The organism is Kitasatospora sp. NBC_00315 (assembly GCF_041435095.1).
In the GTDB taxonomy this organism is placed as follows: Bacteria; Actinomycetota; Actinomycetes; order Streptomycetales; family Streptomycetaceae; genus Kitasatospora.
Genome location: NZ_CP108025.1, coordinates 1,925,650 through 1,950,313, shown reverse-complemented (window position 1 = coordinate 1,950,313; position 24,664 = coordinate 1,925,650). Strand labels below are relative to the sequence as shown.

Below are 24,664 nucleotides of genomic sequence, written 5' to 3'. Positions count from 1 at the left end.
CGCCGCTCCCCACCGGCGGTCGGACGAGGGCCGGACGCGGGCCCGGCCCGCGTCCGGCCTCGGCGCCCCGGCTCAGAGTCCCTTGCGGAACACCTCGGCGGTCTGCAGGAAGAGGTCGTTGCCCGCACTCTCGCCGATGCTCACCCGGACCCCTTCGCCGGGGAACGGACGGACCACGACACCCGCCCGTTCGCAGACCTCGGCGAACTCGGAGGTCCGGTCGCCGAGCCGCAGCCAGACGAAGTTGGCCTGCGAGTCCGGGACCGTCCAGCCCTGCTCCGCGAGGGCGCCGGCGACCCGCCCGCGCTCCGCCACCAGGGCGTGCACCCTGGTCATCAGGGCGTCCTCTGCGCGTAGCGAGGCGACCGCCGCGTCCTGGGCGAGCCGGCTGACGCCGAACGGCACGGCGGTCTTGCGCAGCGCGGCCGCGACCGGCTCGTGCGCGATCGCGAAGCCGACCCGCAGCCCGGCCAGGCCGTACGCCTTGGAGAAGGTGCGCAGCACGGCCACGTTCGGCCGGTCCCGGTAGAGCTCGACGCCGTCCGGGACGTCCTCGTCCCGGACGAACTCGCGGTAGGCCTCGTCCAGCACGACCAGGACGTCGGAGGGCACCGCGTCCAGGAAGCGCTCCAGCTCGGCCCGCCGGACGGCCGTGCCGGTCGGGTTGTTGGGGTTGCAGACGAAGACCAGCCGGGTCCGCCCGGTGATCGCCTCCGCCATGGCGTCCAGGTCGTGCTCCTCCCCGGCGGTCAGCGGGACCTGGACGGCGGTGGCGCCGCTGATCCGGGTGATGATCGGGTACGCCTCGAAGGAGCGCCAGGCGTACACCACCTCGTCGCCGGGACCGGCGGTGGCCTGCAGCAGCGACTGGGCGACGCCCACCGAGCCGGTGCCGGTGGCGATGTGCCCGGGCGGCACCTCGAAGCGCCGGGCCAGCTCCTCGGTCAGCTCGGAGCAGGCCAGGTCCGGGTAGCGGTTGAGGTCGGCGGCGGCCGCCAGGGTGGCGTCCAGGACGCCGGGGAGCGGCGGGTAGGGGTTCTCGTTCGAGGACAGCTTGTAGGCGCTCGCGCCGTCCGGGGCGGTCGGCGCGCGCCCCGGCTTGTAGGTCGGTATGCCGTCCAGGGCGGGGCGGAGCCGGGGGCCGGGCACTGCGGTGTCGCTCACGGTCGTGTTCCTCTCGCTGGTGTCGGTACTGCCGGTGTGGATCCCGCGGGCGGCCGTCCTGCCGAGGCCGGTCCCGCGACGGGTCGTGCTGGCACCCCCGTTCGCCGGAGGCGCCGGTCCCGGGCCCCGGCGTCGAAGGCTCGGCGTCGGAGGCCCCGGCGTCGGAGGCCCCGGCGTCGAAGGGGTCGCGGGCGAGGGGATCGCGGGCGAAGGGATCGGCGTCGAAGGGATGGGGGGCGAAGGCGCCGAAGGGCCCGCTCGGTAGGCCGGCGCTCAGTAGGCCAGCGCGCGGTCCAGCGCCTCCAGCACCCGGTCCGGGCTGGGCAGGCAGTCCTCCTCGGCCCGGGCCGACGGGTGCGAGGAGGTCCGGCCGCCGACCCGCAGGACGGGGGCCTCCAGGTAGGGGAAGCAGTCCTCGGTGAGCCGCGCCGCGATCTCCGCGCCGAGGCCCATGAAGACCGGTGCCTCGTGGACCAGGACCAGCCGGCCGGTCTTGCGGACGGAGGTGCGCAGCGCCGTGAAGTCCAGCGGGGAGAGCGAGCGAAGGTCCACCACCTCCAGCTCGTGGCCCTCGCTGGCCGCCACGGCGGCGGCCTCCAGGCAGACCCGCACCGCCGGTCCGTACGCGGCCAGGGTGGCGTCCCGCCCGGTGCGCACCACCCGGGCGCCGTGCAGCGGGAGCGGCTCGGTGTCGGGGTCTATCGGGCCGTTGTCCCAGTAGCGGCGCCGGGGCTCCAGCAGCACCACCGGGTCGTCGCAGGCGATCGCCTTGCGCAGCATCCAGTAGGCGTCGTGCGGGGTCGAGGGGGTGACCACCCGAAGCCCGGGGGTGTGGGCGAAGTACGCCTCCGGTGACTCGCTGTGGTGTTCGCTCGCGCCGGTGCCACCCGCGTACGGGACCCGGATCACCAGCGGGACGGTGAGCCGCCCCGCCGAGCGGGCGTGCAGCCGGGCCAGCTGACCCACCATCTGGTCGAAGGCGGGGTGGACGAACCCGTCGAACCGGATCTCCACCACCGGCCGGTACCCCCGCAGGGCCAGCCCGACGGCCGTGCCGACGACCGCGGACTCGGCGAGCGGCCCCTCGACGATCCGGCGCGGTCCGAACTCCTCGCGCAGGCCGTCGGTGACCTGGCAGGCACTGCCGGACCGCCCCGGGTGCCGGCCCGCCACCAGCACCCGGGGGTCGCCCGCCAGGGCCGCGCGAAGGGCGGCGTTCAGGGCTCGGGCCATGGTGGTGGTGCCGGGGACGGCTCTCATCAGCGCTCGGCCGTGAAGCCCGCGAGATACGCCGACAGCTCGGCGCGCTCCTCCTCGACCAGGGTGTGCGGCTCGCTGTAGACGTGCGCGAGGATCGACAGCGGGTCCGGGTCCGGCATGCCGCGGACGCCCTCGCGGACCCGGGTGGCCAGCGCGGCCGCCTCGGCCTCGACCTCGGCGAAGAACGTCTCGTCCGCCAGCTCCTCGCGCACCAGCAGGGCCCGCAGCCGGGCGATCGGGTCGCGCCCGGCCCACTCCGCCTCCTCCCGCGCCGGCCGGTAGCGGCTCGGGTCGTCGGAGGTCGCGTGGGCGCCCATCCGGTACGTCAGCGCCTCGATCAGCGTGGGGCCGGCGCCGCTGCGGGCGTGCTCCAGCGCGGCCCGGGTGACGGCCAGCACGGCCAGCACGTCGTTGCCGTCCACCCGCACCCCCGGGAAGCCGTAGCCGGCCGCGCGCCGGTACAGCGGCACCTTGCTCTGCTTCTCGACCGGGGTGGAGATGGCCCACTGGTTGTTCTGGCAGAAGAAGACCACCGGCGCCTGGTTGACGGCGGCGAAGGTGAAGGCCTCGGCCACGTCGCCCTGGCTGGAGGCGCCGTCCCCGAAGTAGGAGATGACCGCGCTCTCGGCCTGGTCCAGTGCCACGCCCATCGCGTAGCCGGTCGCGTGCAGCGTCGGTGCGCCGATCACCAGCGTGTAGAGGTGGAAGTTGTGCTCGTTCGGGTCCCAGCCGCCCTGGTCGACCCCGCGGTAGAGGCTCATCAGCGCGAGCGGGTCCACCCCGCGGCACCAGGCCACGCCGTGCTCGCGGTAGGTGGGGAAGATGTAGTCGTCGTCCCGGGTCGCCCAGGCCGATCCGATCTGCGCCGCCTCCTGGCCGAGCAGCGGCGCCCAGAGGCCGAGTTCGCCCTGTCGCTGGAGCGCGACCGCCTCGGCGTCGAAGCGCCGGGTCAGCTGCATGTCGCGGTACAGCCCGCGCAGCTCGTCCGGCGTGACGGAGAGGGAGTACTCAGGGTGCGTCACACGCTCCCCCTCGGGTGTCAGCAATTGCACCGGAGCGGGATCGGAATCGCCGATCCGAGCATTCATGCCAGTTCCCTCTGCACCCATATTCTTTCCCCAGTCCTACGTTTTGACGAGGCTTTGCCCTCGGAGCCCGAGGGAATCGGATCACGAACGTACGCCGGTGGCCTGCGCTCTCCCGGCGGGCTCCGTCGGGACGGGCGGAGCCGCTGCGGCCGAGGTGCGGCGGGGGCAAACGGTGACAGTTCGTGAGTTTTCCGGGCCCCGCCGCCCGGAAGCGGAGGTGAATTCGCCGGAATATTTACTATGACGTCCTCGCGATTCGGTGTTCTGTCGCTTATGCGAGGACTCGACCGACCTGTACCGGATTGTGGTACCGGTCGGACCGAAAGCGCGCATGCCACTGAACGGCGGGTCGAGGACCAGCCGGTCGCGAGGGTTGCCGGGCGGAGCTGTGGGTTATAGTGACGAAGCGTTTACTCCCTGCCAGCAGTGACCGCAAGTGCTCCCGAGGGCACTGCTTTCTGTCCGGATGATCGGGAAGGCCAGCCAGGGTCGCCTGCCTCTGTCGCACAGTGATACTCGTCGGTTTCGCACCCCACGGAGTAGTAGTGAGCACTCAGGCAATCGACGGCAACCGGCCCTCCGGCGATATCACGCAATACTTCAGATCGGTGCTGGTCGCCGACCATGACCCGATCGCCCGACATTTCCTGGTCGGGGTCCTGGGGCAGGACAGCAGATTAAGCATCGTCGGCGGTGTGGACAGTCACCGGCCTCCGTCGGAATGGCCGTTGTCCGGCGTGGGCGTGGTGATCCTCTCCACCTCGTTCCAGCAGGACCCGGGCCGAACCGTCCGGGAGGTGGTCGCCCGGGGCGTCCAGGTGCTGCTGATCGCGGTCGGCTGGACCGCCGAGCGGCTGGACGCCGCCTTCGCGGCCGGTGCCGGCGGCTGCCTGGTCAAGAACCTCGACACCCGGGACCTCTCCGCCGCGGTGCACGGAGTGGGCGCCGGCTACCGGGTGCTCTCCCCGGAACTGGCCGCCCTGTCCCTGACGCGGACGAGCCGTCAGCCCGGCGCGGCCTCCGCGGCGACGATCGACGAACTCTCCCCGGACGAGGTCCTGAGCCGGATCACCGATCGCGAGCGGGAGGTGCTGACCGCGCTCGCGCACGGCCTGTCCACCGCGGAGACCGCGGAGTTGCTGCACGTCTCGCCGGCGACGGTGAAGAGTCATGTCTCGCATGTCCTGACCAAGCTGGGAGTCCGCAACCGGTTGGAGGCGGTGCTGGCCGTGCAGCGTGCGCTGGGCGCCTCGCCCCCGCAGTCCCAGCGGGACTGCCCGGGCTGAGCCCGTCCACCGGACGGGCCGAGGACCGTCCGGTACCGGGTCACCGGCCCCCGGGCGCCGGAGCGCCCGAGGAGCCGGCGGCCTCGGGAGGGGTCAGCTGCCGACCAGGGTGGCGGTGTCCACCAGGCGGTTGGAGAAGCCCCACTCGTTGTCGTACCAGCCGACGATGGTCACCTGGGTGCCCGCGACGACCTTGGTCAGGCCCGCGTCGAAGATGCAGGACGACGGGTCGGTGACGATGTCGCTGGAGACGATCGGGTCCTCGGTGTAGCGCATGACGCGGCCCAGCGGGCCCTGCGCGGCCTCGGCGAAGATCCGGTTGACCTCCTCGACGGTGGTCTCCCGGCTGACCGTCACGGTCAGGTCGGCCAGCGAGCCGGTCGGGACCGGGATGCGCAGCGAGTAGCCGGCCAGCTTGCCGTCCAGGTTCGGCAGCACCAGGCCGATCGCCTTGGCCGCACCGGTGCTGGTCGGGATGATGTTGACCGCGGCGCTGCGCGCCCGGCGCAGGTCCGAGTGCGGGGCGTCCAGGAGGTTCTGGTCCTGGGTGTACGCGTGGATGGTGGTCATCAGGCCGTGCTCGATGCCGATGGTCTCGTCCAGCACCTTGGCGAGCGGCGCGAGGCAGTTCGTGGTGCACGAGGCGTTGGACACGATGTTGTGCACGGCCGGGTCGTACAGGTCGTCGTTGACGCCGATGGCGAGGGTGAGGTCCTCGTTGGAGGCCGGCGCGGAGATGATGACCTTGCGGGCACCGGCGGTGAGGTGCGCCTTGGCCTTCTCGCCGTCGGTGAAGATGCCGGTCGCCTCGATGACGACGTCGACGCCGACCGCCTCCCAGTCGAGCTTGGCCGGGTCGCGCTCGGCGGTGACCCGGACGCTGCGGCCGTCGACGACGATCGCGCCGTCGACCACCTTGACCTCGCGGTTGAGGATGCCCACCGTGCTGTCGTACTTCAGCAGGTGAGCGAGGGTCGCCGCGTTCGTGAGGTCGTTGACCGCCACGATCTCCAGGTCACTGCCGCGCTCCAGGGCGGCCCGGAAGAAGCTGCGGCCGATGCGGCCGAACCCGTTGATACCAACCTTGATCGTCATGATCGAGTCTCTCTCGCTGTGGGATTGCTCCGGCTGCGTGCGCGGACCAGGGGCCTCTTCGTCCTCGAAGCCGCCCGCTGAATTCGTCCGGCTCGTCACCGGTGATGGTGGGGATGTGTTTCCGACTGCTTCGGTCATACGGAGCGAGGGTCGGCTTTCGGAGTGTCGATCAGGAGTGCTCCGACGGCCTGCTTGATTCCGGCGATAGCGCGGTGGAAAACCGCCGGGTCCTGCTGGGAACGTGCCAGGACATAAGCGCCCTGTATGCCGCAGACCAGAAGACTAGCCGCTCCCGCGACATCAGTGCCGGGGCGGATTCGTCCACCGCTCGCAGCGGATTTCAACAGATCCGTGAGTTCATGTTCGATCCAGGTGAAGTATCCGGAAATTACCCGGGCGTTCACCTCGTCCGCGAGTACGTCGCTTTCCTGGCCGAGCTTGCCCAGCATGCAACCTCGCAGCGGATCGCGCTGGAGGTCCAGGTAGGCGTGGATGCGCTCCATCGCGGACCCTTCGCCGTGCAGAGCGGACTCCGCCTCCTGTCTCAGCTGGTCGGCCCGGCGGCTGATGGCCGCACTGACCAGGGCCGGCTTGCCCGAGAAGTGGTGGTACATGCTGCCTTGGCCGACTCCCGCCCTTTTCTGGATCATTGCCGGGCTGGTGGCCGCGCAGCCGTTGTCCCACAACAGCTCGGTGGTGGCGGAAATCAGCACCTCGCGACTACTCATGGCAGGACCCTACATATCACTAGGTACAGAATCAACGCTTATCCGTTGCATGAGCAGAATTCATGCCGAGTATGAGCGTTTCGAAGGTCTGGCCCTCCTTTGGAGTAGGTGGGACTCCACCCTGGGACGAGGGGTGGACACAACATCCACCATCGGGTGATGACCGGGTTGAGGGGTTCGATCATGCTGAGTCCGGACCCGCGGCCCACCATTCCTGGAGAGGTAGATCATGAAACCGTTCTTCGTGCTCACCGACAGCGAGCGGGATTTGCTCTACACCGTCCTGGATTCCGTGGGGAAGGACCCCTACGAGGACTACCCGGCCTTCGCCCTCGCGGTCACCGACCTGGTGGACCGCGGCGACGTGCCGGCCTTCTTCACGGACGTCTGCACCAGCATCCGCAAGGAGCGCGAGAGCGGTTTCTCCGACGCCCACGCCCTGCGCAACTGCCCCATCGACGCGGTGATCCCGGTCCTCGACCAGGAGGACCCGACGCTGGACAAGTACAAGAAGAAGAAGACCTTCGTCAGCGAGGCGCTGCTGGAGCTGTTCGGGCAGCTGGTGCAGACCCCGCTGCTCGCCTACAGCACCCGCTTCCGGGGCGACTTCTTCACCGACGTGATCGCGATCAACCGCTACAGCGGCAAGCAGACCGGCTTCAGCGACGGCGAGCTCGTCTACCACAACGAGCGCACCGCGCACCCGGTCCGGGCGGACTTCATCACGCTCCTCGGCATGCGCTGCCCGGAGAACGAGTACGTCTACACCAGCTTCGTGGACGGCCGCACCCTGCTGGAGCACCTCACCGAGGAGCAGCAGGAGATTCTCCGCCGACCGTACTTCATCACCCCCTACGACGTGTTCTCCAAGGACAACAACGACGCGCTGACCGACTCGGACCGGCACGCCATCCTGGAGAACCACCACAGCTTCCGCTACCTCGACACCCACACCAAGGACGCGCCCGGCAGCCCCGTCGAGGCCAAGGACGCGATCCTGGCGCTGCGCAACGCGATCATCTGGTCGGACAAGGTCCGTCACCGCCTCCACGACGGCGACCTGTTCACCTTCGCCAACCAGGACGGCATGCACAGCCGCGACAAGATGGAGATCAACGACCCGGCCGTGGCCCGGACCCGCTGGCTGCTCAAGACCTACGCGTTCCGCGACCAGGCCGCCGCCGACCGGCACGAGCACCGCTGGGTCGACGGCATTCCCGGCCGGGTCGGCGACTGACCGGGCGTCACGGGCCGGCCACCGTCCCGCGGCCGGAGCAGATCCGGCCCGGCCGGCCCGTGACGCGGCGCCTTCACGAACATCCCGCGGGCAACCCTCGTCCCTCAAGCCGCCCGCCCTCCCCGCGCCGTGGAACACCGGCGCGGCGGTGATCCACCAAGGAGTTCTCAGCATGTCCGTCTCACCCGCCACGTCCCAGGACGAGTCGGCCCCGGCGAAGCCCGCCCGGTCCCGCTTCGGCCCCAACCACCGCTGGACGGTGCTCGGTATCGGCTGTGCCGCCCAGGCGAGCTTCTCGGCCTCCTTCTCGGGCATCCCGGTCACCGGGACGACGATGCGCGCCGACTACCACCTGACCAACGGCACGCTGGGCATCGTCCTCGGCAGCATCTCGCTGGGCATCGCCGCCTCCGAGATCCTCTGGGGCATCTGGACGGACCGCTTCGGTGAGCGCCGTGTCCTGCTCACCGGGCTGATCGCCACCGGCGTGGTGCTCGCACTGATGGGCGTCGCGGTGGTGCCGAGCGGCGGCTCGGTGCCGCATCCGGCGCTGCTGGTGATCGGACTGCTGCTGGTCGGAGCGTTCGGCGGCAGCGTCAACGGCTCCTCGGGGCGCGCGGTGATGGCGTGGTTCCGTGAGGGACAGCGCGGTTTCGCGATGAGCATCCGGCAGACCGCCGTCCCGGCCGGTGGCGCCATCGGCACCGCGGTCCTGCCGTGGCTGGCGGTGACGTACGGCTTCCGCGTGGTCTTCATCGTGCTGGCGCTGCTCTGCTTCCTCGCCGCCGGAGCGACCGCGATCTGGCTCCACCAGCCGCAGGACCACGCTCCCGCGGGCGGCGCGGCCGGGGCCCCGGCACCGGTCGCCGGCCCCTCCCCGCTGCGGCGCTGGGACATCTGGCGGATGGCACTGTCCGGCGGCATGCTGACCGTCCCGCAGATCGCGGTGCTCGCGGCGGCCGGCGTGTACCTGCACGACGCCAAGCACGCCGGCCTCGGTGTGATCGTCCCCACCGTCCTGGTCGCCCAGGTCGGTGGCGCGGCGGCCCGCATCTGGAGCGGCCGCTACACCGACAAGCACGGGAACCGGCGCCGCGTCATCCGGATCATCGGTCTGCTGACCGGCGTGGTGATGGCCGCCGCCGCGATCCTCACGAGCGCGCCGACGCTGGTCGTCGCCGCGGCGCTCGCCCTCGCCGGCCTGCTGGCCAACGCCTGGCACGGCGTCGCCTACACCGAGATCGCCTCGATGGCCGGTGCCAACCGGGCCGGCACCGCGCTCGGACTGGAGAACACCACCGTGTTCACCGGCGCCTTCCTCACCCCGATGCTCGTCCCGGTGGTCGAGCACGCCTTCTCCTGGACGGTGGTCTGGGCGATCATCGCGGTCATCCCGCTCGCCGCCGTGCTGCTCTCGCCCGGAGCGGTCCGCACCGCCAGGAGCTGAGCCGCCCCCGCCCCGTCAGGACGACCCTCAGCAGCGCACAACCCTCACCCGCACGTCTCAGCAAAACCCCTGGAATCGGTAGCCGACACATGCGTGCGGCCGGAACAGTAGGGAACGCCATGGACAGCAAGCCAGCAGCTCGTCGCGTCACGATCTTCGACACGACCCTCCGCGACGGTGAGCAGGCCCCCGCCAACGGGATGCTCCCGCACCAGAAGCTCGACCTGGCCCTGCGGATCGAGGCCCTCGGCGTCGACTGCGTGGAGGCCGGTTTCCCCGCCTCCTCGCCCAGCGAGTTCGAGGCCACCCGGCTGATCTCCGAGGCCCTGACCACCTCCCGGTTCGCCACGTTCTGCCGCTCCGTGCGGCGGGACGTGGAGGTCGCGGTCCGCGCCGGCGGCACCGCGAACCACGAGGTGCAGCTGATGGCCACCGGCAGCAACCTGCACCTGGAGTACAAGCGGGGGATCACCAGGAAGCAGTGCGTCGAGGAGGTCGTCGACACCACCAGGTACGCCCTGTCGCTCGGCGTGGACCGGGTGTCGGTCGGCATCGAGGACGCCAGCCGCAGCGACGACGAACTGCTGCGCGCCATCACCGAGAGCGCGGTCGACGCCGGCGCCAGCCGGATCATCATCGCCGACACCTCGGGCTGCACCACGCCCGACGAGTACGGCGCGCTGATCGCCAAGATCCGCGGCTGGGCACCGGCCGAGATCCCGATCTCCACCCACTGCCACGACGACTTCGGCCTCTCGCTGGTCAACGCCGTGGCCGGGCTGCAGGCCGGCGCCGACCAGGTGCAGGCGACCCTCGGCGGCATCGGCGAGCGGGCCGGGAACACGGCACTGGAGGAGCTCGCCGCGCTGCTGCTCTACAAGCAGGACGCGCTCGGCCTCTACACCGACATCGACACGGCGGCCATGTACGACGCGTACACCGCCCTGCGCGCGGTGATCGGGCTGGAGGAGCCGCGCAACAAGCCGATCTTCGGCACCTACGCGTTCAGCACCGCGGCGGGCATCCACCAGGCCGGCATGCTGAACAACCCGGCCACCTACGAGTACGTCGAGCCGGCCCGGTTCGGCCGCGAGCGCACGCTGCTGATCGGCCGTCACTCCGGCCGCACCGTGCTGCGCCACCTGCTGGACCAGCTCGGCATCGAGGTCGACGACGAGCAGCTCGGCGAGCTGTACCGGGTCCACATCGCGGAGCGTGCCGGCGGCGACTGCGAGGAGCTCGACGTGGTCCGTGACCGCCTCGCCGACCAACTGCGCAGCCAGACACCGGCGTTGGTCGGCTGATGGCCCACCGTTCGAACAGCGTTCGTCGAGGGGGTCGGCCGTGATCCGCCATGTCGTGCTCTTCAAGTTCCGTGAGGGTGTGACCTGGAGCGACCCGCGCGCCCAGGTGGCGGAGGAGGCGACCCGGCGGCATCCGGAGTTCATTCCCGAGATACTGAGCTGGGAGTGCGGCAGGAACGAGGTCGACCGACCGGTCGCCTACGACTTCGCGCTCATCGGCGGATTCGCCGACCCGGCCGCCGTCACCCGCTATCTCGAACACCCCGACCACCAGCGCGGGGTGGCGCTCTGGCGGGAACTCGCCGAGTGGAACGTCGTGGACTTTCCCCATCCGGCAGCCGTGATCCCCGCCCGGGGATGACGGCCGACCATCACCGATACAGCAAGTGAGAGACCGAACATGACGATTGACCTCACCGGCAGCAAGTGCGTAGTCGTGGTCCGCGAAGACCTCCCGACCGGACTGACCGTCAACGCCGCCGCCGTCGCGACGCTGACGCTCGGCCAGCGGGTGCCCGAGCTCGTGGGCCCGGACGTCAAGGACGCCGACGGCACGGTGCACGCCGGGATCGTCCTGATCCCGGTGCCGATCCTCAAGGCTCCCGCCGAGCGGATCGCCGAGATCGTCGCCGAGGCCGGCCGTGACGCGGAACTGACGGTGGTCGGCTTCAGCGACCTCGCCCAGTCCTGCCGCACCTACGACGAGTACATCGAGCGGATGGGGGCCACCCCCTCGGCCGACCTCACCTACACCTCGGTGGGGATCTTCGGCCCGAAGAAGCAGCTCAACCGCCTGACCGGCAGCCTTCCGCTGGTGCGCTAGGCGCGGTGCGGCACCACGCGGTGCCGTGGTCCCGACCACGGCACCGCGTTCCACCACTGTCACACTCACCATTGAGCGGGGATCAGTGTTTACTCTCTTCGACGACAAGCTGGACGCGTTCGCCCGGCAGACGCTCGCCGACCACCGGCGGTTCGACGGCGGCGGCTGGGGCGCGCAGGAGCTCCACGAGCGTCAGTTCGCCCTCCTGCGCGAGACCCTCAGATACGTCAAGGAGGGCTCACCCTTCTACCGGGAGCACCTGAGCGCCCTGGACGACGCCGACATCGAGGCGCTGACCCCCGAGTCGCTGGCCCGGATACCCTTCACCACCAAGGACGACCTGCGCCGGGAGCTGCACAACATGCTCTCCAAGCCGGTCTCCGACGCCTGGATCTTCTACGAGACCACCGGCACCACCGGGCGGGCCACGCCCTGCCCCCGGGACAACGTCGACAGCCTGGTCAACAACACCGCCCTCACCATCTGCTACGACGAGGTGTTCCGCCAGCACGGCGAGGACCACGTGGTCGGCGTGATGGGCCCGAGCGAACTGCACTCCACCGGTGACACCTTCGGCGACGTCTGCCGCAACCTGGGTCACGCGGTGGCCAAGATGTGGCCGCGCTCGCCCGTCATCGGGACCAAGCGGGCCCTGGAGGTGATGCGCGAGCTGTCGATCAGTGTGGTGTTCTGCGCGCCCAACGTCGCCATCTCGCTCGCCCGGGAGGCGATCGAGGCCGGACTCGACCCGCGCAAGGACTTCGGCGTCCGGGCCTTCATGTTCACCGGCGAACTCGCCACCCCCGGCCTGCTCGCCAACATCGGCAGCATCTGGGGTGCGACGGCGTACAACTGCCTGTACGCCTCCCAGGAGGCCTCGGTGCTCGGCGCCGTGCACGCCGACGGCCGGCTGCGCACCCTGCCGCTCAACGTGCTCTACGAGGTCGTCGACCCCGAGACCGGTGAGGCCGCGCCGACGCACGAGGGGGTGCGCGAGGGCGAACTCGTGCTCACCCACCTCTACCAGGGCAGCAAGCCCCTGGTGCGCTACCGGACCGGCGACATGGTGCGGCTCAGCGCCGCGGGGGAGCAGGACGCCTACCCCTCCGAGGTCATGCTGCCGCTCGGCCGGGTGCGGGACCTGATCGACCTCAACGGGCACCGGGTCAGCGCCTACGAGCTGGAGCACACCGTGCTCTCGCACACCGCGGGCGTGCTGGACTACCAGATCACCATCGACCGGGTCGCCTCCGTGGACACGCTCGCGGTGAAGCTGGAGATCCCCGCCGGCGCGCCGGACGGCCAGGAGGCCCGCGCCGCCGCGCTCGCCGAGGCCGCGCAGCTGGCCTGGGGCTGCCCGCTGGAGGTGTCGTACGGCCGGCCCGGCGGAGTCACCGCCACCGGGGCGATGGTCAGTTGGAAGGCCGCACGGGTGCACGACCTGCGCCAGAGCGTGGTCGACCCGGAGCGGCAGGCGGCACTGGCGATCGTGGCCGCCCGGGGGGACCGATGAGCACCGAGGCCGAGCGCCGCTGGGTCTACCACCAGGGCGAGTTCGTCCGGGCCGGGGAGCTCCGGCTGTCCGCCTCCGTCCAGGCGCTGCACTACGGAACCGGCGTCTTCGAGGGCATCCGGGCCTACTGGGACGCGGATGCCGGGGTGGCGCACCTGCTCAAGGGCGCCGAGCACTACCGCCGGCTGCACGACTCGGCCCGGCTGCTGCGCCTGGACGTCACCGAGTCGGTGGACGAGCTGGTCGCGATCACCGAGGAGCTGATCCGCCGCAACGAGCTGCGGACCGACGTCTACATCCGTCCGCTCGCCTACAAGCTGGCACTGGAGCCGGGCACCCCGTTCGGGGTGCGGCTGCGCGGCGTCTCCACGGCGCTGAGCATCCTGGCCCTGCCGATGGGCGCCTACACCCGGCAGAGCGGGATCCGCGCCGGGATCACCTCCTGGCGCCGGGTGCCGGACAGTTCGCTGCCGGCCCGGGCCAAGATCACCGGGGCGTACGCCAACAGCGCCCTGGCCGTCGACCAGGTGACCGCCGCCGGCTACGACGACGCGATCTTCCTCAACCAGCAGGGCCAGGTCGCCGAGGCCAGCACCGCCAACATCTTCGTGGTGCGCGACGGCCGGGTGGCGACGCCGTCGGCGGACGCCGACATCCTGCTCGGGATCACCCGCGCGGCGGTCTGCGAGATCCTCGGCCGCGAGCTGGAACTCGCCACCGAGGAGAGGGCGGTGACGCGCTCCGAGCTCTACGCGGCGGACGAGATCTTCCTCACCGGAACCGGCTGCGAGGTCGTGCCCGTGGTCGAACTCGACGGCCGCCCGATCGGTGACGGGTCGGTCGGTCCGGTCACCGCCAGGGTCCGGGAGGTCTACGAGCAGGCGGTCCGGGGTGCGCTGCCCGCGTACGGCCACTGGCTCACGCCCGTGCACGTCGCACCCGAGGCGGCCCCCGAGGAGCTCCTCGTCGAGGCGTCCGGCCGCTGACCGGCGGTCGCACCCTCCTCCCACTCGCGTTCGCCAGACCCCACCTGTCCGCACATTCCGCGCCAGTTGACACGAAATGAGAGAACAGTGTTCGAGGTGGCACGACACGACACGGCCCAGAGCTATCAGATAACGGACAGCGCGCTGTCCCAGATCCCGGCCGGCAGAGACCTCACCATCGCCACCCTGGGCCCGGCGGGCACCAGCAGCGAGGAGGCCTCCCGCTTCTTCCGGGGGCACCTGCGGGCCAGGGGCCACGACACCCGGCTCCGGCTCCACGACCGGTACGAGGAGGCGGCCGCCACCCTCGCGGAGGGCGAGGCCGACCTTCTCCTGGTCGCCAACGCCTACGCCGACATCGCGGCCTTCTACATGAACCCCGACCTGCGGCTCGCCGCGGTCTTCATCAAGGACACCCCGCACTACGGTCTGGTGGCGGCCCCGGGCGTCGAGGTCCCTCGCCTGGTGCGGGTGGCGACCCACCCGGCGCCCAAGCCGATCGTCGCGCAGCTGCTCCCGGCCGAGTACGAGCTGGACTCGCTGGTGCTGGTCAACTCGACCAGCGCCGCCGCCGCCGCGGTCCGCGCCGGTGAGGTCGACCTCGCGCTGACCACCGCGCCCGCCGCCCGCCTGAACGGCCTGGAGTTCATCTCCCGGACCCGCCCGATCCGGATGGTCTGGTCCGCCTTCACCCGCGCCGACCTGGTGGGCGAGCAGCGCCTGGGCCAGCAGCGCATCGGCCAGCAGCGCTCGGACGAGCAGCAGGCGGGCCCGGTGCCGGTCGGCGCCGTCCTGCGGAGCACGGCGTGAGCGCGCCGGCCCCGGCCCGCACGCACAGCGGCGCCGAGCACGCGCCGCGGTTCGTCCCGGAGCAGGAGGTCCGGGAGCTGTTCCCGGTCTCCGTCGCGCTTCCGGTGCTGCGCGAGGTGATGGCGGCCTTCTCGGCCGGCGAGGTGACCCAGCCGGTCAGGACCGTGCTGCGGCCGCCCGCGCGGGACGGTGCGGACCCGGGCCTGTTCGGCTCGATGCCGGCCCACGTGCCGGTGGAGGGCCGCTACTGGTTCGGCATCAAGAGCGTGGTGGTACGGGCGGACAATCCGGCGCGCGGGCTCGACACCCATGTCGGGACGGTCACCGTGTTCGCCCCCGACACCGGGCTGCCGGTCGCGGTGATGCCCGCGAGCGTCATCACCGAGCTGCGGACCGCCGCGGTCTCCGCGGTCGCGACGGCGGCGCTGGCCCGGCCGGACGCCGACACCCTCGCGGTGATCGGCGCCGGCGCCCAGGCCCGCGCCCACGTCGGCGCGATGCTCGCGGTGCGGCCGGTCCGCCAGGTCTCCGTCTGGGCCCGCAACGCCGACCGGGCGCGGGAGTTCGCCGCCTGGATCACCGAGGTGCACGGCCTGCCCGTGACGGTCTGCGACTCGGTGCGGGAGGCGACCGCGTCGGCCGCCCTGGTGTGCACCACGACCTCCGCGCGGGAGCCGGTGCTCGACCTCGCCGATCTCGCGCCGGGCGCGCACGTCAACGCGGTTGGCGCCTGTCAGCCGGGTGCCCGGGAGCTGTCCTCCGCGCTGGTCGCGGGCGCGGCGGTGTTCCTGGACAGCCGGGACGCCGCCGCCGGTGAGGCGTCCGAGCTGCTCGTCCCGGTCGGCGAGGGCCTGATCCCGGTGGACCACCCCCGTGCCGAGCTGGGCGCGGTCCTGCGCGGCACGGCCGAGGGCCGGCGCAGCGCGGACGAGATCACCGTCTACCTCTCGCTCGGCCTGGCCGTCCAGGACGTCGCGGCCGGTGTCACGGTGGCCAGGTGCGCCGCCGAGCGCGACACGGGTGCGACCGGGGACACCTGGTGGAGCCCCGCCGTCTGAGGCCCGACCCCACCCCGGCCGGGGCCGCGGCACCGCCCCGGCCACCGCACGAGCCCCATCCCGTCCCGCACATCACTGATCGAGGAGACAGCGCATGACCACTGCCGAGCAGCTCTCCGGGTTGATCCCGTCCCTCTTCACCGGCCTCGTGGGCGAGCCGTTCACCGAGCAGGAGATCGTCTTCGAGCCGCTGGTGACCGACGGCCGGGCGAGCGTCGAGATCCACCGCCTCTACAGCACCGCCGAGACCGGCGCGGACGGCCCCGCCGCGGCGATCGTCCGCTACCTGCCCGGCGGGACCGCCAAGCCGCACCTGCACCCCGGCTACGAGCTGATCTACGTGATCAGCGGCGAGCTGGAGACGGACGACGGCGTGTACGGGCCGAACAGCCTGCTCATGATGCGCCCCGGCAGCGTGCACGCGCCGCGCAGCCCGCACGGTTGCATCGGCCTGGCCGTCTGGGAGCGTCCGGTCCAGCCGGTCTGATCCCCGCCGTGGGGCACGGGTGGCGCGCGCCGAGCGGCGTCCGCCGCCCGTACCCGGCCGCCACGGCCTAGGCCGCCTCCAGCGCCTGCTGCACCAGCAGCACCGCCTCGAGCCGGTTGCGCGCACCCAACTTGCCGAGCATGTGCGAGACATGGCTCTTGACGGTGGCGGGCGCGACATGCAGGGCGGTGGCGACCTCGGTGGTGGAGAGCCCCTTGATGAAGAGGTGGACCACCTCCAGCTCCCGGTCGGTCAGCAGTTTCAGCAACTGGCCCTGGACGGGAAGAGCCGCCGAGGCCGGCGCGCCCGGGCCCGGCGGTGAGACCAGGCGGTGCAGCTCCGGGCTGAGGACGGTGTGGCCGGCCGCCGTGGTGAGGACCGCGGTGACCAGCTGGTCGACCCGGTGGCTCTTCACCACGCACCCCGCCACTCCGGAGCCCAGCGCCGCGTCCAGGCGCTGCCGGGTCCAGCGGACCCCGGCCAGCAGCACCCGGACTCTCGCCGCGGTCAGCCGCTCGACGATCTGGCACTCACGCTCGAAGCCGACCGACAGCACCGCGAGGTCGGTGCGGTCCAGCGGCCAGTCGGTGAGCGGGGCGTTCACGTCCACGATGGCGACCTGCACCCCGGCGGTCGTCCGCAGGGCGCTCCCGAGGACGTGCCGCGAGATGGGGTCGTGGTCGGCGAGCAGGATCCGGACGACCCGCTCCGGCGGTGGAGCGTCGGCGATCCGGTTGCCCGGACCCACACGAGTGAGCACAGCTACCCCCGTTGTCCCGAACGCCCGAGACGGCACCTGGGCGCCAGCCCGGCCGTTCCGCCTTCGCAGCGTTCGCGATGTGAGACAAACCCTCTTGCTGAATGAACATCATCAGTATAGTCGAGCACAGCCTTGGCGGGCTGTGCGGACCAGTTGGCAGCGGGGATCTGGCTGGTCAGGCCAGCGTCCACCGGGTGCCGGTAGGAGAGCGGGAGACCCGTGAGTTCGACCTTGGCGCAAAAGATCTGGGATGCACACACGGTCCGCCGGAGCGAGGCCGGTGACGACCTGCTCTACGTCGACCTGCAGTTGCTGCACGAGGTGAACACCCCGTTCGCCTTCGACGCGCTGCGGGCGGCAGGGCGCACGGTCCGACGGCCCGACCTGACGGTCGGCACCGAGGACCACAACACGCCGACCGTCGCGATCGACAAGGTGATCCAGGATCCGGCCGGCCGCCGGCAGACCACGCTGATGCGGCAGAACTGCGACGAGTTCGGCATCAAGCTGCACCGGCTCGGCGACGACGACCAGGGCATCGTGCACGTGATCGGGCCCGAACTCGGGATCGTCCGGCCGGGCATGACGATCGTCTGCTGCGACTCGCACACCACCACGCTGGGGGCCTTCGGCGCGGTCGCCTTCGGCATCGGGACGGCCCAGGTGGAGCACGTCCTGGCCACCCAGACCCTGCTGATGCGCAGGCTGAAGGACATGGCCGTGACGATCCGCGGCGCCCTGCCGCCGGGCGTCACCGCCAAGGACGTCTGCCTGGCCCTGATCTCGCGGATCGGGACGGCCGGTGGACAGGGCCATGTGATCGAGTACCGCGGCGAGGCGGTCAGCGCCCTGTCGATGGAGGGTCGGATGACCCTGTGCAACATGTCCGTCGAGGCCGGCTCGCGGGCCGGGCTGGTCGCGCCCGACGAGACCACCGTCGAGTATCTCAGGACCCGTCCCGGGATGCTCCAGGGCGCCGAGTGGGAGGCCGAGTCGGCCTACTGGCGCTCGCTGCGCACCGACGACGACGCGGTCTTCGACAAGGAGGTCGTGATCGACGCCGACGGGCTCAGCCCGTACGTCTCCTGGGGCAACAACCCCGGACAGAGCCTGCCGCTGGACGGCCGGGTGCCGGCCCCCGCCGACTTCGAGGACGTCCAGCAACGGCACGCCGCCGAGCGGGCATTGGAGTACATGGGTCTCAAGCCGGGCACCGCCATGCGGGATCTCGCGCTGGACACGGTCTTCGTCGGCTCCTGCACCAACGGCCGGATCGAGGATCTGCGCGAGGTGGCCGAGGTCCTCAAGGGCCGCCGGGTCGCGGACGGCCTGCACCTGCTGATCGTCCCCGGCTCCGCGCCGGTCCGCCGGCAGGCGGTGGCCGAGGGGCTGGACCGGATCTTCGAACAGGCCGGCGCGGACTTCCGTCCGGCCGCCGGCTGCTCGATGTGCGCCGCGCTCAACGAGGACCGGCTGCTGCCGGGCCAGCGCGCGGCCTCCACCAGCAACCGCAACTTCGAGGGCCGGCAGGGCAAGGGCGCCCGCACCCACCTCGTGTCGCCGCCGGTCGCCGCCGCCAGCGCCGTGCTCGGCCGCCTCGCCTCCCCCGCCGACCTCTAGCCGACAGCCGAGGACCACCGTCATGGAGAAGTTCACCGTGCACACCGGCACAGCGGTCCCGCTGCGCCGGAGCAACGTCGACACCGACCAGATCACCCCGGCCCGCTTCGTGCCGTACTTCAGCTGGACCGGGCACACCAACATCCTCTTCGCCGACTGGCGCGACGACCCGGCCTTCGTGCTCAACCTCCCCGAGCACCAGGGGGCGACGGTGCTGGTGGCCGGCACCGACTTCGCCACCGGCTCCTCCCGGGAGTCCGCGGTCTGGGCGCTCCAGCGCTTCGGCTTCCGGGTCGTGATCGCCCCCCGCTACGGGGACATCTTCCGCGGCAACTCGCTGATGCGCGGCCTGTTGACCGTGGAGGTCCCGACCGAGGTCGTGGAGTCGCTCTGGCAGCGGATCGAGGAGGACCCGGGCCTGCTGATCACCGCCGACCTGGAGCGGCTGGAGGTGCGCTTCGACGACGTGGTCCAGCCGTTTACCCTGGACGAGGACGCCCGCCGGCGCTTCCTGTCCGGGCTCGACCCGGTGGCGGACACCCTGCGCTTCGCGGACGAGATCGCCGCGTACGAGCGCGGCCGGCGCCCGGCGCTGCCCTCCACGAGCCGCTGACCGCGACCCGCCGCCTCGGTCCGTCCCCGCGGGCCGTTGACAACCCCTGGGCCCCGCGCACCGGTTGTGCGCGGGGCCCGCTCCGTCCGACAGTGTGAGTGCCCATGAAGCTTTCCCAGTTCGCCGCCCTGGTCACCATCGCCGACACCGGCAGCTTCACCGCCGCCGCCCGCGTGCTCAACGTGAGCCAGTCGGCCGTCAGCCATGCCATCGCGGGACTGGAGACCGAGCTGGGGGTCGCGCTCATGAGACGCGACCGCGGGGGCGTGGAGTTCACGGACGCTGGGCTGCGCATCCTCGGGCACGCCCGGGTCGTGGTCCTGCACGTGGAGCAGATGCGCCAGGAGGCCGACAGCCTGCGCCAGGGGCAGGGCGGCACCCTGCGGATCGGCACCAGCGAGAGCTTCGCGGCCCGGCTGCTGCCCCGGCTGATGACCGAGTTCCACTCCGCCTACCCGCAGTTCACCATCGCCCTGCAAGAGGGCGCCGACTCGCAGATCGCCCACTGGCTGCGCAGCCACACCATCGACGTCGGTATCGTCGCGCTGCCGAAGAAGGAGCTCACGACCGTCCCCCTGCTCCAGGACGAGTTCTGCGCCGTCCTCCCGCGCACGCACCGGCTGATGGACGAACCCGCCGTCAGCCTCCGGCAGTTGGCGGAGGAGCCGATCATCATGCCGATGGGCGGGGTGGAGAGCGTGGTCAGCCAGCTGTTCCGCACCGCCGGGTTGGAGCCGGCGGTCTCCCACCGGGTCCGCGACCTCAACGTGCTGCTGGCGATGGTCGCCGAGGGCCACGGGGTCACCGTGGTGCCGGCGCTGGCGCTGCCGCCGAACACGCCGGAGCTGTGCGTGCTGCCGCTGACCCCGGTGGCGATGCGGCATCTGGCGATCGGGGTCCGGATGGGCGCCCGGAACTCCCCGCCGGTGGAGGCGTTCATCTCGCTCGCCCTGGACCTCGCCCGGCGCGGCGAGTGGGTACGCCCGGTCGCTCCGCAGGAGCGGGTGGCGCGGGCCGGGCCGAGCGCCCGGGTCGCGCCACCCGCAGAGCCCGCGCCACCCGGACAGCCCGACCGCTCCGAGGGCGCGGGCGCCGGGCGTCACCCGTAGCCGGCACCGAGGGCGCCGGCACCCGCGCCGCGGCCTCAGCTCATGGCCAGCTCGGCCGCCGGACTGCGGGGATCGGCGAGCGCGGGGGCGAGGGAGTGCTCGGCGATGTCGTCCGCGTCGTAGACGAAGTCGCTCCACATCCCCGGCCGGCTGCTGCCGGCCTGCATGAACCACCGGGTGTGCTCGGTCGGGATGCCCAGGACGTACAGCCCGGTGTCCGGCAGCCCGTCGGCGCCGATCGGGTGGTACGGCGACTTGGTGACGGCGACGCCGCCGGTACGGAACTGCTCGACCCCGTCGGCGTTGACGTAGCAGGTCCAGATGCCGCGCTCGCGCAGCCGGCGGGTGAGCGGCGAGATGTCCGCGTCCAGGTCGGGCGCCGGGATGCGGGCGTCGATCACGGTCTCCACCGGTTCGACCGCGCCGCCGACGCGCGGCGAGGCGACCTGGAAGCGGCCCTGCGCCGGATCGGCCGAGAAGCGGATCTCGGGACCGATGATCCGCAGCAGGCCGCAGTCGATCAGCGCGGAGACCTGGGCGAGCCGGGCCATCGGCGGGCCGGCGGCGAGGAAGGCGCTGCGCGGGACGTACCAGCCCAGGAAGTCGTCCCGGTGCGAGGCGGGGGCCAGCGCGGCCCAGTCGACGAAGGTCCGGATGATCGTGCGGGTGTCGCGCAGCACGTCGAGGGCGGCCTTCAGGGGGGAGTCCACATTGCCCTCGGCCGCGTGGGCGAGGTCCGCTCGGATGGCGTCCTGGAGGGCAGATCGGAAGGTCTCGGGGTCGGGGAAGTCCTGACCGGCGAACGGGCGGGCGAGACGGTCGAGGTCGATCGGCGGCAGGTCGGCGACCCCGTACCGGGCGGCGATCGCCCGGATCGGGGGGTGACCGGCTTCGGCGGCCTGGGCGACCTCGGCGGTGAAGTCGGCCGCAGCCGCGACCCCGTGCCGGCGGCGCAGCGCGGTCGCGTAGTAGACCAGGTCCACCTCGGCCACCAGCCACGGCAGCACCTGGGAGCGGAAGTCGATCTTCTGGCCGGTGAGGGCGAGCGCGATCCGCTCGGCGGTGAACAGCACCGGACGGTAGGAGTGCGTCGTGGCCTTCTGGTTGCGGCCGCGGGCCGGCAGCGGCATCCCGCTGCGCGAGCCCGCGATCAGCTTCGGCTCCCGTCCGCTCGCGCGGTAGGCCAGCCGGCCGTCGGGCAGCTCGGTGAACGCACCGCCCCGGCCGATGGTGAGGGCGGCCATCACGTCGTAGAAGGAGAGGCCGAGGCCGAGCACGCCCACCGAGGATCCGGCGGGGATGTCGTCCAACGGCATGTCCGCGGCCGAGTCCCCGGGGAAGTAGCGCAGGCCGGGGCGCCCCGCGGCGAACGTCGCGAGTTCGCGCTGCCCCGCCGTCAGCTCCGGCTGGGAGTGCCCGGTGGTCAGCACGACCCGGTCGACGGTCAGTTCGTCGCCGTCGGTGAAGCGGAGCCGGTAGCCGTCCGGGGCGGGCTCCAGATCCCGTACGGTCGCGGTGACCTCGTGGAGCTTGCAGTCGGCGGGCAGCGCCGCGATCACCGAGTCGAGGATGAAGCGCATGTAGCCGCCGTAGACGGCGCGCGGCGCGTAGCCGTCGGCGTCGACCGCCTCGGGGTCGACCGTGCGCCACCACTCCGCCAGGGAGGGGCCCGCGCCGGGCCGGGCGGGGCCGTCGTCGGGGAGGCCGGAGTAGGCCGAGATCTGGCCGGCGACCGTGTTCATCAGGAACCAGTCGGGCTGCTCGGTGCGCCAGACCCGGCCGGTGCCGACGGCGAACGAGTCGATCAGATGGATCTCGACCGGGCGGCCGCCGGGGCGGGCCGCGAGCCGGGCCCCGAGCCGCTCGGCCACACTGAGCCCGCGCGGGCCGCTGCCGACGACGGCTATCCGGTGGGGCGTGTCCCGGTGGCGCTCCTCGGTGTCTTCCACGTCCGTCACATCAGCCTCCGCTGTCGGTGGGTGAACTTCCGGGAAATGCGAAATGGTGCGGGAAGGTTCGGTTCGGAGAAGGTGCGGGGCCGTGTCACCCGCCGCTCAACACCGTGTGCGGCATGCAACACGTGTGGCGTTGACGACCTTAATCGGGGTGCTGAAGCCGTTCAACGGCGTTCCCCGCATGATCCGGATCAATTCTCCTCATGTGTTTTCGGAAGTATTCACAACCTGACAGAGTCTGTTGAAACAGCGAGAGTTGGTGTGCATGATGGATGGAGCCGTAGGAAGGGGCGAGCAGCTCCGAGCCGTGGCGGCAACCGTTTCCATCCATCTTTTGGAGCACCCATGGGTCGACGGCCGGCACTTCTCATTCTCGACCTGATCAACGAACTCATTCACCCGGACGGAAAATACGCCGGCGACGGGTACTTCCAGCAGGCCACCGAGCGCAACGTCCTCGAAAACGCCGCGACGGCGATTTCCCGGGCCCGCGCGGCGGGAATTCCGGTCATCTACGTGGTGGTCGGCTTCTCCCCGGGCTACGCGGACCTTTCGGACAGCTCGGACCTTTTCGAGGGCGTCCGCGAGGACAAGCGGCTCGAACTCGGCACCTGGGCCACCGAGGTGCACAGCTCGCTCGCGCCCGCCGAGGGCGAGCCGGTCATCGCCAAGCGACGGGTCAACCCCTTCCTCGGCACCCACCTGGACCTGCTGCTGCGCAACCTCGACGTCAACACCCTGCTGCTGACCGGGGTCACCACGGATCTGGTCGTGCTGTCCACCGCCCGCGAGGGCCACGACCGCGACTACCGCGTGGAGGTCCTGGAGGACGTCACCGCGACCGCCGACGACGAACTTCAGCAGGCGGCGCTGAAGCTGATCGCCCGTACCGCGAAGGTCACCACGGTCGACGAGGCCCTGCCGGCCTGAACCGGCGGCCCGGGGCCCGAGGGCACGCCGGGCCCGGTCTGCCACACATCACCGACGACAACCCACCTACGGGGGACCAGGGCAGTGAAGCGCACAGTCGCCGGCCGCTTCGCCGGCATCGAGAGGTCCGCCACCGTGGCCCTCTTCGAGATGGTGCAGACCCTGCGCAAGCAGGGCAGGCCCATCCTCGACCTCGGTGGCGGCGAGCCGGACTTCGCCACCGCCGACCACATCGTCGCCGCGGCCACCGGCGCGCTGGAGCAGGGCGCCACCCACTACACGCCGAGCCGCGGGGTGCCCGCGCTGCTGGAGGCCATCGGCGAGAAGCTGCGCACCGAGAACGGCATCGTGCTCAACCCCGCGACCGACGTGGTGGTCACCCCGTCGGCCAAGCACGCCCTGTTCATCGCGCTGATGACGATCCTGGATCCGGGCGACGAACTGGTCATCCCCACGCCCAGCTGGGTCAGTTACTCCTCGATGGCGCACCTCGTCGGCGCCCGTCCGGTCTCCGCGCCGCTCAAGGCGGCGGACGGCTTCCGGATCACCCGGAGGGCGCTGGAGGCGGCCGTCACCGCGCGCACCAAGGCGATCCTGGTCAACACGCCGAACAACCCCACCGGCCGGGTGCTGAGCGCGGAGGAGGCCCGTACGGTCCTGTCGTTCGCGGTCGAGCACGACCTGTTCATCGTGGCGGACGAGATCTACGAGAAGATCCTCTTCGACGGCGCCGAGCACATCAGCCTGGGCGCGCTGCCCGGAGCGGCCGAGCGGACGCTGACGGTCAACGGGTTCTCCAAGGCGTACGCGATGACGGGCTGGCGTCTCGGCTGGGTCAGCGGGCCGACCGACGTCATCCGCGAGGTGCTCAAGGCACAGGAGCACACGGTGAGTTGCGCGTCCGGCTTCGTCCAGGCCGGTGGGGTGGCGGCGCTCACCCGGGGCGCCGACGCCGTCCGGGAGATGGTGCAGGAGTACGGAGCCCGCCGCAAGCTCGTCGTCGACGGCCTCAACGCCCTGCCGGGCGTCACCTGCTCGGCGCCCGAGGGCGCGTTCTACGCCTTCGCCGACATCCGGGGCACCCGGCTGCCGGACGCGGAGGCGTTCGCGGCCTGGGTGCTCGCCGAGACGGGGGTGGCGCTCACCCCCGGCACCGCCTTCGGGCCGGGCGGGGAGGGCCATGTGCGACTGTCCTTCGCGACCTCCCGTGAGGTGATCGGCGAGGCCCTCGACCGGATCGGCGCCGCCCTGGCCGCGAGCGGCTGAGCGGCCGGAGGCCGGTCCGGTCCGATCTCCCACCACCCGACTCTCCCACCATCCGACTCCCTCACCACCCGACTCTCCCACCGGCCGGGCCCCACCACCCGGGTCTCCCACCGGCCGAAGCGTCC

General features: G+C 71.7%; 23 protein-coding genes. 16 read left to right on the top strand and 7 right to left on the bottom strand.

Translation table 11 applies throughout. From position 1 onward, the window contains the following. Positions 1 to 72: 72 nt before the first annotated feature. The 3 genes from hisC to pdhA form a co-directional block, all read right to left on the bottom strand. Positions 73 to 1,149 (bottom strand): histidinol-phosphate transaminase, encoded by a 1,077-nt coding sequence (gene hisC, locus OG823_RS08120; RefSeq protein ID WP_371484354.1) that lies wholly within the window; start codon positions 1,147 to 1,149, stop codon positions 73 to 75. A 288-nt stretch (positions 1,150 to 1,437) separates the two neighbouring features. Continuing rightward, entirely contained in the window at positions 1,438 to 2,424 is a 987-nt protein-coding gene (locus OG823_RS08115; RefSeq protein WP_371478734.1) for an alpha-ketoacid dehydrogenase subunit beta, read from the bottom strand. Then, positions 2,424 to 3,533: a pyruvate dehydrogenase (acetyl-transferring) E1 component subunit alpha gene (pdhA, locus tag OG823_RS08110; RefSeq protein WP_371478732.1), complete on the bottom strand. Its 1,110-nt coding sequence runs from the start codon at positions 3,531 to 3,533 to the stop codon at positions 2,424 to 2,426. Before pdhA ends, OG823_RS08115 begins: the two co-directional genes overlap by 1 nt. Positions 3,534 to 4,057: 524 nt before the next feature. Here pdhA and OG823_RS08105 point away from each other — a divergent pair. Then, the gene (locus OG823_RS08105) at positions 4,058 to 4,798 is read left to right on the top strand and encodes a response regulator transcription factor (RefSeq protein ID WP_371478730.1); all 741 of its coding nucleotides are present in this window, start codon (positions 4,058 to 4,060) and stop codon (positions 4,796 to 4,798) included. A 93-nt stretch (positions 4,799 to 4,891) separates the two neighbouring features. Here the strand turns inward: OG823_RS08105 and gap are convergent, their stop codons facing one another. Beyond that, positions 4,892 to 5,893 (bottom strand): type I glyceraldehyde-3-phosphate dehydrogenase, encoded by a 1,002-nt coding sequence (gene gap, locus OG823_RS08100; protein ID WP_371478728.1) that lies wholly within the window; start codon positions 5,891 to 5,893, stop codon positions 4,892 to 4,894. Positions 5,894 to 6,027: 134 nt separating this feature from the next. Continuing rightward, positions 6,028 to 6,621 carry a TetR/AcrR family transcriptional regulator gene (locus OG823_RS08095; protein WP_371478726.1) on the bottom strand — a complete coding sequence of 198 codons (594 nt, stop codon included), beginning with the start codon at positions 6,619 to 6,621 and terminating at the stop codon, positions 6,028 to 6,030. 229 nt (positions 6,622 to 6,850) lie between these two features. Between OG823_RS08095 and OG823_RS08090 the strand changes: the two genes are divergently transcribed. From OG823_RS08090 to OG823_RS08045, 10 genes are all read left to right on the top strand, one after another. Further along, complete coding sequence (locus OG823_RS08090; RefSeq protein ID WP_371478725.1) at positions 6,851 to 7,858, top strand: TauD/TfdA family dioxygenase; 1,008 nt, start codon at positions 6,851 to 6,853, stop codon at positions 7,856 to 7,858. Positions 7,859 to 8,030: 172 nt separating this feature from the next. Further along, positions 8,031 to 9,305 carry an MFS transporter gene (locus tag OG823_RS08085; protein ID WP_371478724.1) on the top strand — a complete coding sequence of 425 codons (1,275 nt, stop codon included), beginning with the start codon at positions 8,031 to 8,033 and terminating at the stop codon, positions 9,303 to 9,305. Positions 9,306 to 9,424: 119 nt separating this feature from the next. Then, positions 9,425 to 10,609, top strand: a complete 1,185-nt coding sequence (locus tag OG823_RS08080; RefSeq protein WP_371478722.1) for a LeuA family protein — start codon at positions 9,425 to 9,427, stop codon at positions 10,607 to 10,609. Positions 10,610 to 10,649: 40 nt separating this feature from the next. Next, a complete protein-coding gene (locus tag OG823_RS08075; protein ID WP_371478721.1) occupies positions 10,650 to 10,970 on the top strand; it encodes a Dabb family protein in 321 nt (106 codons plus the stop codon). 39 nt (positions 10,971 to 11,009) lie between these two features. Then, complete coding sequence (locus tag OG823_RS08070; protein ID WP_371478719.1) at positions 11,010 to 11,432, top strand: DUF2000 domain-containing protein; 423 nt, start codon at positions 11,010 to 11,012, stop codon at positions 11,430 to 11,432. 85 nt (positions 11,433 to 11,517) lie between these two features. Continuing rightward, positions 11,518 to 12,945 carry a phenylacetate--CoA ligase family protein gene (locus OG823_RS08065; protein WP_371478718.1) on the top strand — a complete coding sequence of 476 codons (1,428 nt, stop codon included), beginning with the start codon at positions 11,518 to 11,520 and terminating at the stop codon, positions 12,943 to 12,945. Beyond that, positions 12,942 to 13,931, top strand: coding sequence for a branched-chain amino acid transaminase (locus OG823_RS08060; protein ID WP_371478716.1), 990 nt, complete (start codon positions 12,942 to 12,944; stop codon positions 13,929 to 13,931). The genes OG823_RS08065 and OG823_RS08060 overlap by 4 nt, the downstream gene beginning before the upstream one ends. 96 nt (positions 13,932 to 14,027) lie before the next feature. Next, on the top strand, positions 14,028 to 14,741 hold the full coding sequence (locus OG823_RS08055; protein ID WP_371478715.1) for a hypothetical protein: 714 nt from the start codon (positions 14,028 to 14,030) through the stop codon (positions 14,739 to 14,741). Continuing rightward, entirely contained in the window at positions 14,738 to 15,799 is a 1,062-nt protein-coding gene (locus tag OG823_RS08050) for an ornithine cyclodeaminase family protein (protein WP_371478714.1), read from the top strand. Before OG823_RS08055 ends, OG823_RS08050 begins: the two co-directional genes overlap by 4 nt. A 94-nt stretch (positions 15,800 to 15,893) precedes the next feature. Further along, positions 15,894 to 16,286, top strand: coding sequence for a cupin domain-containing protein (locus OG823_RS08045; protein ID WP_371478712.1), 393 nt, complete (start codon positions 15,894 to 15,896; stop codon positions 16,284 to 16,286). A gap of 67 nt (positions 16,287 to 16,353) precedes the next feature. On the opposite strand, the gene OG823_RS08040 is transcribed toward OG823_RS08045, so the two are convergent. Continuing rightward, positions 16,354 to 17,046 (bottom strand): response regulator transcription factor, encoded by a 693-nt coding sequence (locus OG823_RS08040; protein ID WP_371478711.1) that lies wholly within the window; start codon positions 17,044 to 17,046, stop codon positions 16,354 to 16,356. A gap of 219 nt (positions 17,047 to 17,265) precedes the next feature. Between OG823_RS08040 and leuC the strand changes: the two genes are divergently transcribed. The 3 genes from leuC (at position 17,266) to OG823_RS08025 (ending at position 20,388) form a co-directional block, all read left to right on the top strand. Beyond that, positions 17,266 to 18,666 carry a 3-isopropylmalate dehydratase large subunit gene (leuC, locus tag OG823_RS08035; RefSeq protein WP_371478709.1) on the top strand — a complete coding sequence of 467 codons (1,401 nt, stop codon included), beginning with the start codon at positions 17,266 to 17,268 and terminating at the stop codon, positions 18,664 to 18,666. 22 nt (positions 18,667 to 18,688) lie between these two features. Further along, the gene (leuD, locus tag OG823_RS08030) at positions 18,689 to 19,279 is read left to right on the top strand and encodes a 3-isopropylmalate dehydratase small subunit (protein WP_371478708.1); all 591 of its coding nucleotides are present in this window, start codon (positions 18,689 to 18,691) and stop codon (positions 19,277 to 19,279) included. Between the two features lie 104 nt (positions 19,280 to 19,383). After that, positions 19,384 to 20,388: a LysR family transcriptional regulator gene (locus OG823_RS08025; protein WP_371478707.1), complete on the top strand. Its 1,005-nt coding sequence runs from the start codon at positions 19,384 to 19,386 to the stop codon at positions 20,386 to 20,388. A gap of 35 nt (positions 20,389 to 20,423) precedes the next feature. On the opposite strand, the gene OG823_RS08020 is transcribed toward OG823_RS08025, so the two are convergent. Next, a complete protein-coding gene (locus OG823_RS08020) occupies positions 20,424 to 22,346 on the bottom strand; it encodes an FAD/NAD(P)-binding protein (RefSeq protein WP_371478705.1) in 1,923 nt (640 codons plus the stop codon). A 342-nt stretch (positions 22,347 to 22,688) separates the two neighbouring features. On the opposite strand from OG823_RS08020, the gene OG823_RS08015 reads away from it, so the two are divergent. Continuing rightward, positions 22,689 to 23,273, top strand: a complete 585-nt coding sequence (locus OG823_RS08015) for a cysteine hydrolase family protein (protein WP_371478704.1) — start codon at positions 22,689 to 22,691, stop codon at positions 23,271 to 23,273. 84 nt (positions 23,274 to 23,357) lie between these two features. Further along, positions 23,358 to 24,539, top strand: coding sequence for a pyridoxal phosphate-dependent aminotransferase (locus OG823_RS08010; protein ID WP_371478703.1), 1,182 nt, complete (start codon positions 23,358 to 23,360; stop codon positions 24,537 to 24,539). Positions 24,540 to 24,664 lie beyond the last annotated feature (125 nt).

Coding starts and splice junctions, on each gene's coding strand:
- OG823_RS08095 (WP_371478726.1), bottom strand. CDS start 6,621: ATGAGTAGTCGCGAGGTGCTGATTTCCGCCACCACCGAGCTGTTGTGG.
- OG823_RS08085 (WP_371478724.1), top strand. CDS start 8,031: ATGTCCGTCTCACCCGCCACGTCCCAGGACGAGTCGGCCCCGGCGAAG.
- OG823_RS08070 (WP_371478719.1), top strand. CDS start 11,010: ATGACGATTGACCTCACCGGCAGCAAGTGCGTAGTCGTGGTCCGCGAA.
- OG823_RS08090 (WP_371478725.1), top strand. CDS start 6,851: ATGAAACCGTTCTTCGTGCTCACCGACAGCGAGCGGGATTTGCTCTAC.
- gap (WP_371478728.1), bottom strand. CDS start 5,893: ATGACGATCAAGGTTGGTATCAACGGGTTCGGCCGCATCGGCCGCAGC.
- OG823_RS08080 (WP_371478722.1), top strand. CDS start 9,425: ATGGACAGCAAGCCAGCAGCTCGTCGCGTCACGATCTTCGACACGACC.
- OG823_RS08045 (WP_371478712.1), top strand. CDS start 15,894: ATGACCACTGCCGAGCAGCTCTCCGGGTTGATCCCGTCCCTCTTCACC.
- OG823_RS08015 (WP_371478704.1), top strand. CDS start 22,689: ATGGGTCGACGGCCGGCACTTCTCATTCTCGACCTGATCAACGAACTC.
- OG823_RS08115 (WP_371478734.1), bottom strand. CDS start 2,424: ATGAGAGCCGTCCCCGGCACCACCACCATGGCCCGAGCCCTGAACGCC.
- OG823_RS08025 (WP_371478707.1), top strand. CDS start 19,384: ATGAAGCTTTCCCAGTTCGCCGCCCTGGTCACCATCGCCGACACCGGC.
- OG823_RS08060 (WP_371478716.1), top strand. CDS start 12,942: ATGAGCACCGAGGCCGAGCGCCGCTGGGTCTACCACCAGGGCGAGTTC.
- pdhA (WP_371478732.1), bottom strand. CDS start 3,533: ATGGGTGCAGAGGGAACTGGCATGAATGCTCGGATCGGCGATTCCGAT.
- leuD (WP_371478708.1), top strand. CDS start 18,689: ATGGAGAAGTTCACCGTGCACACCGGCACAGCGGTCCCGCTGCGCCGG.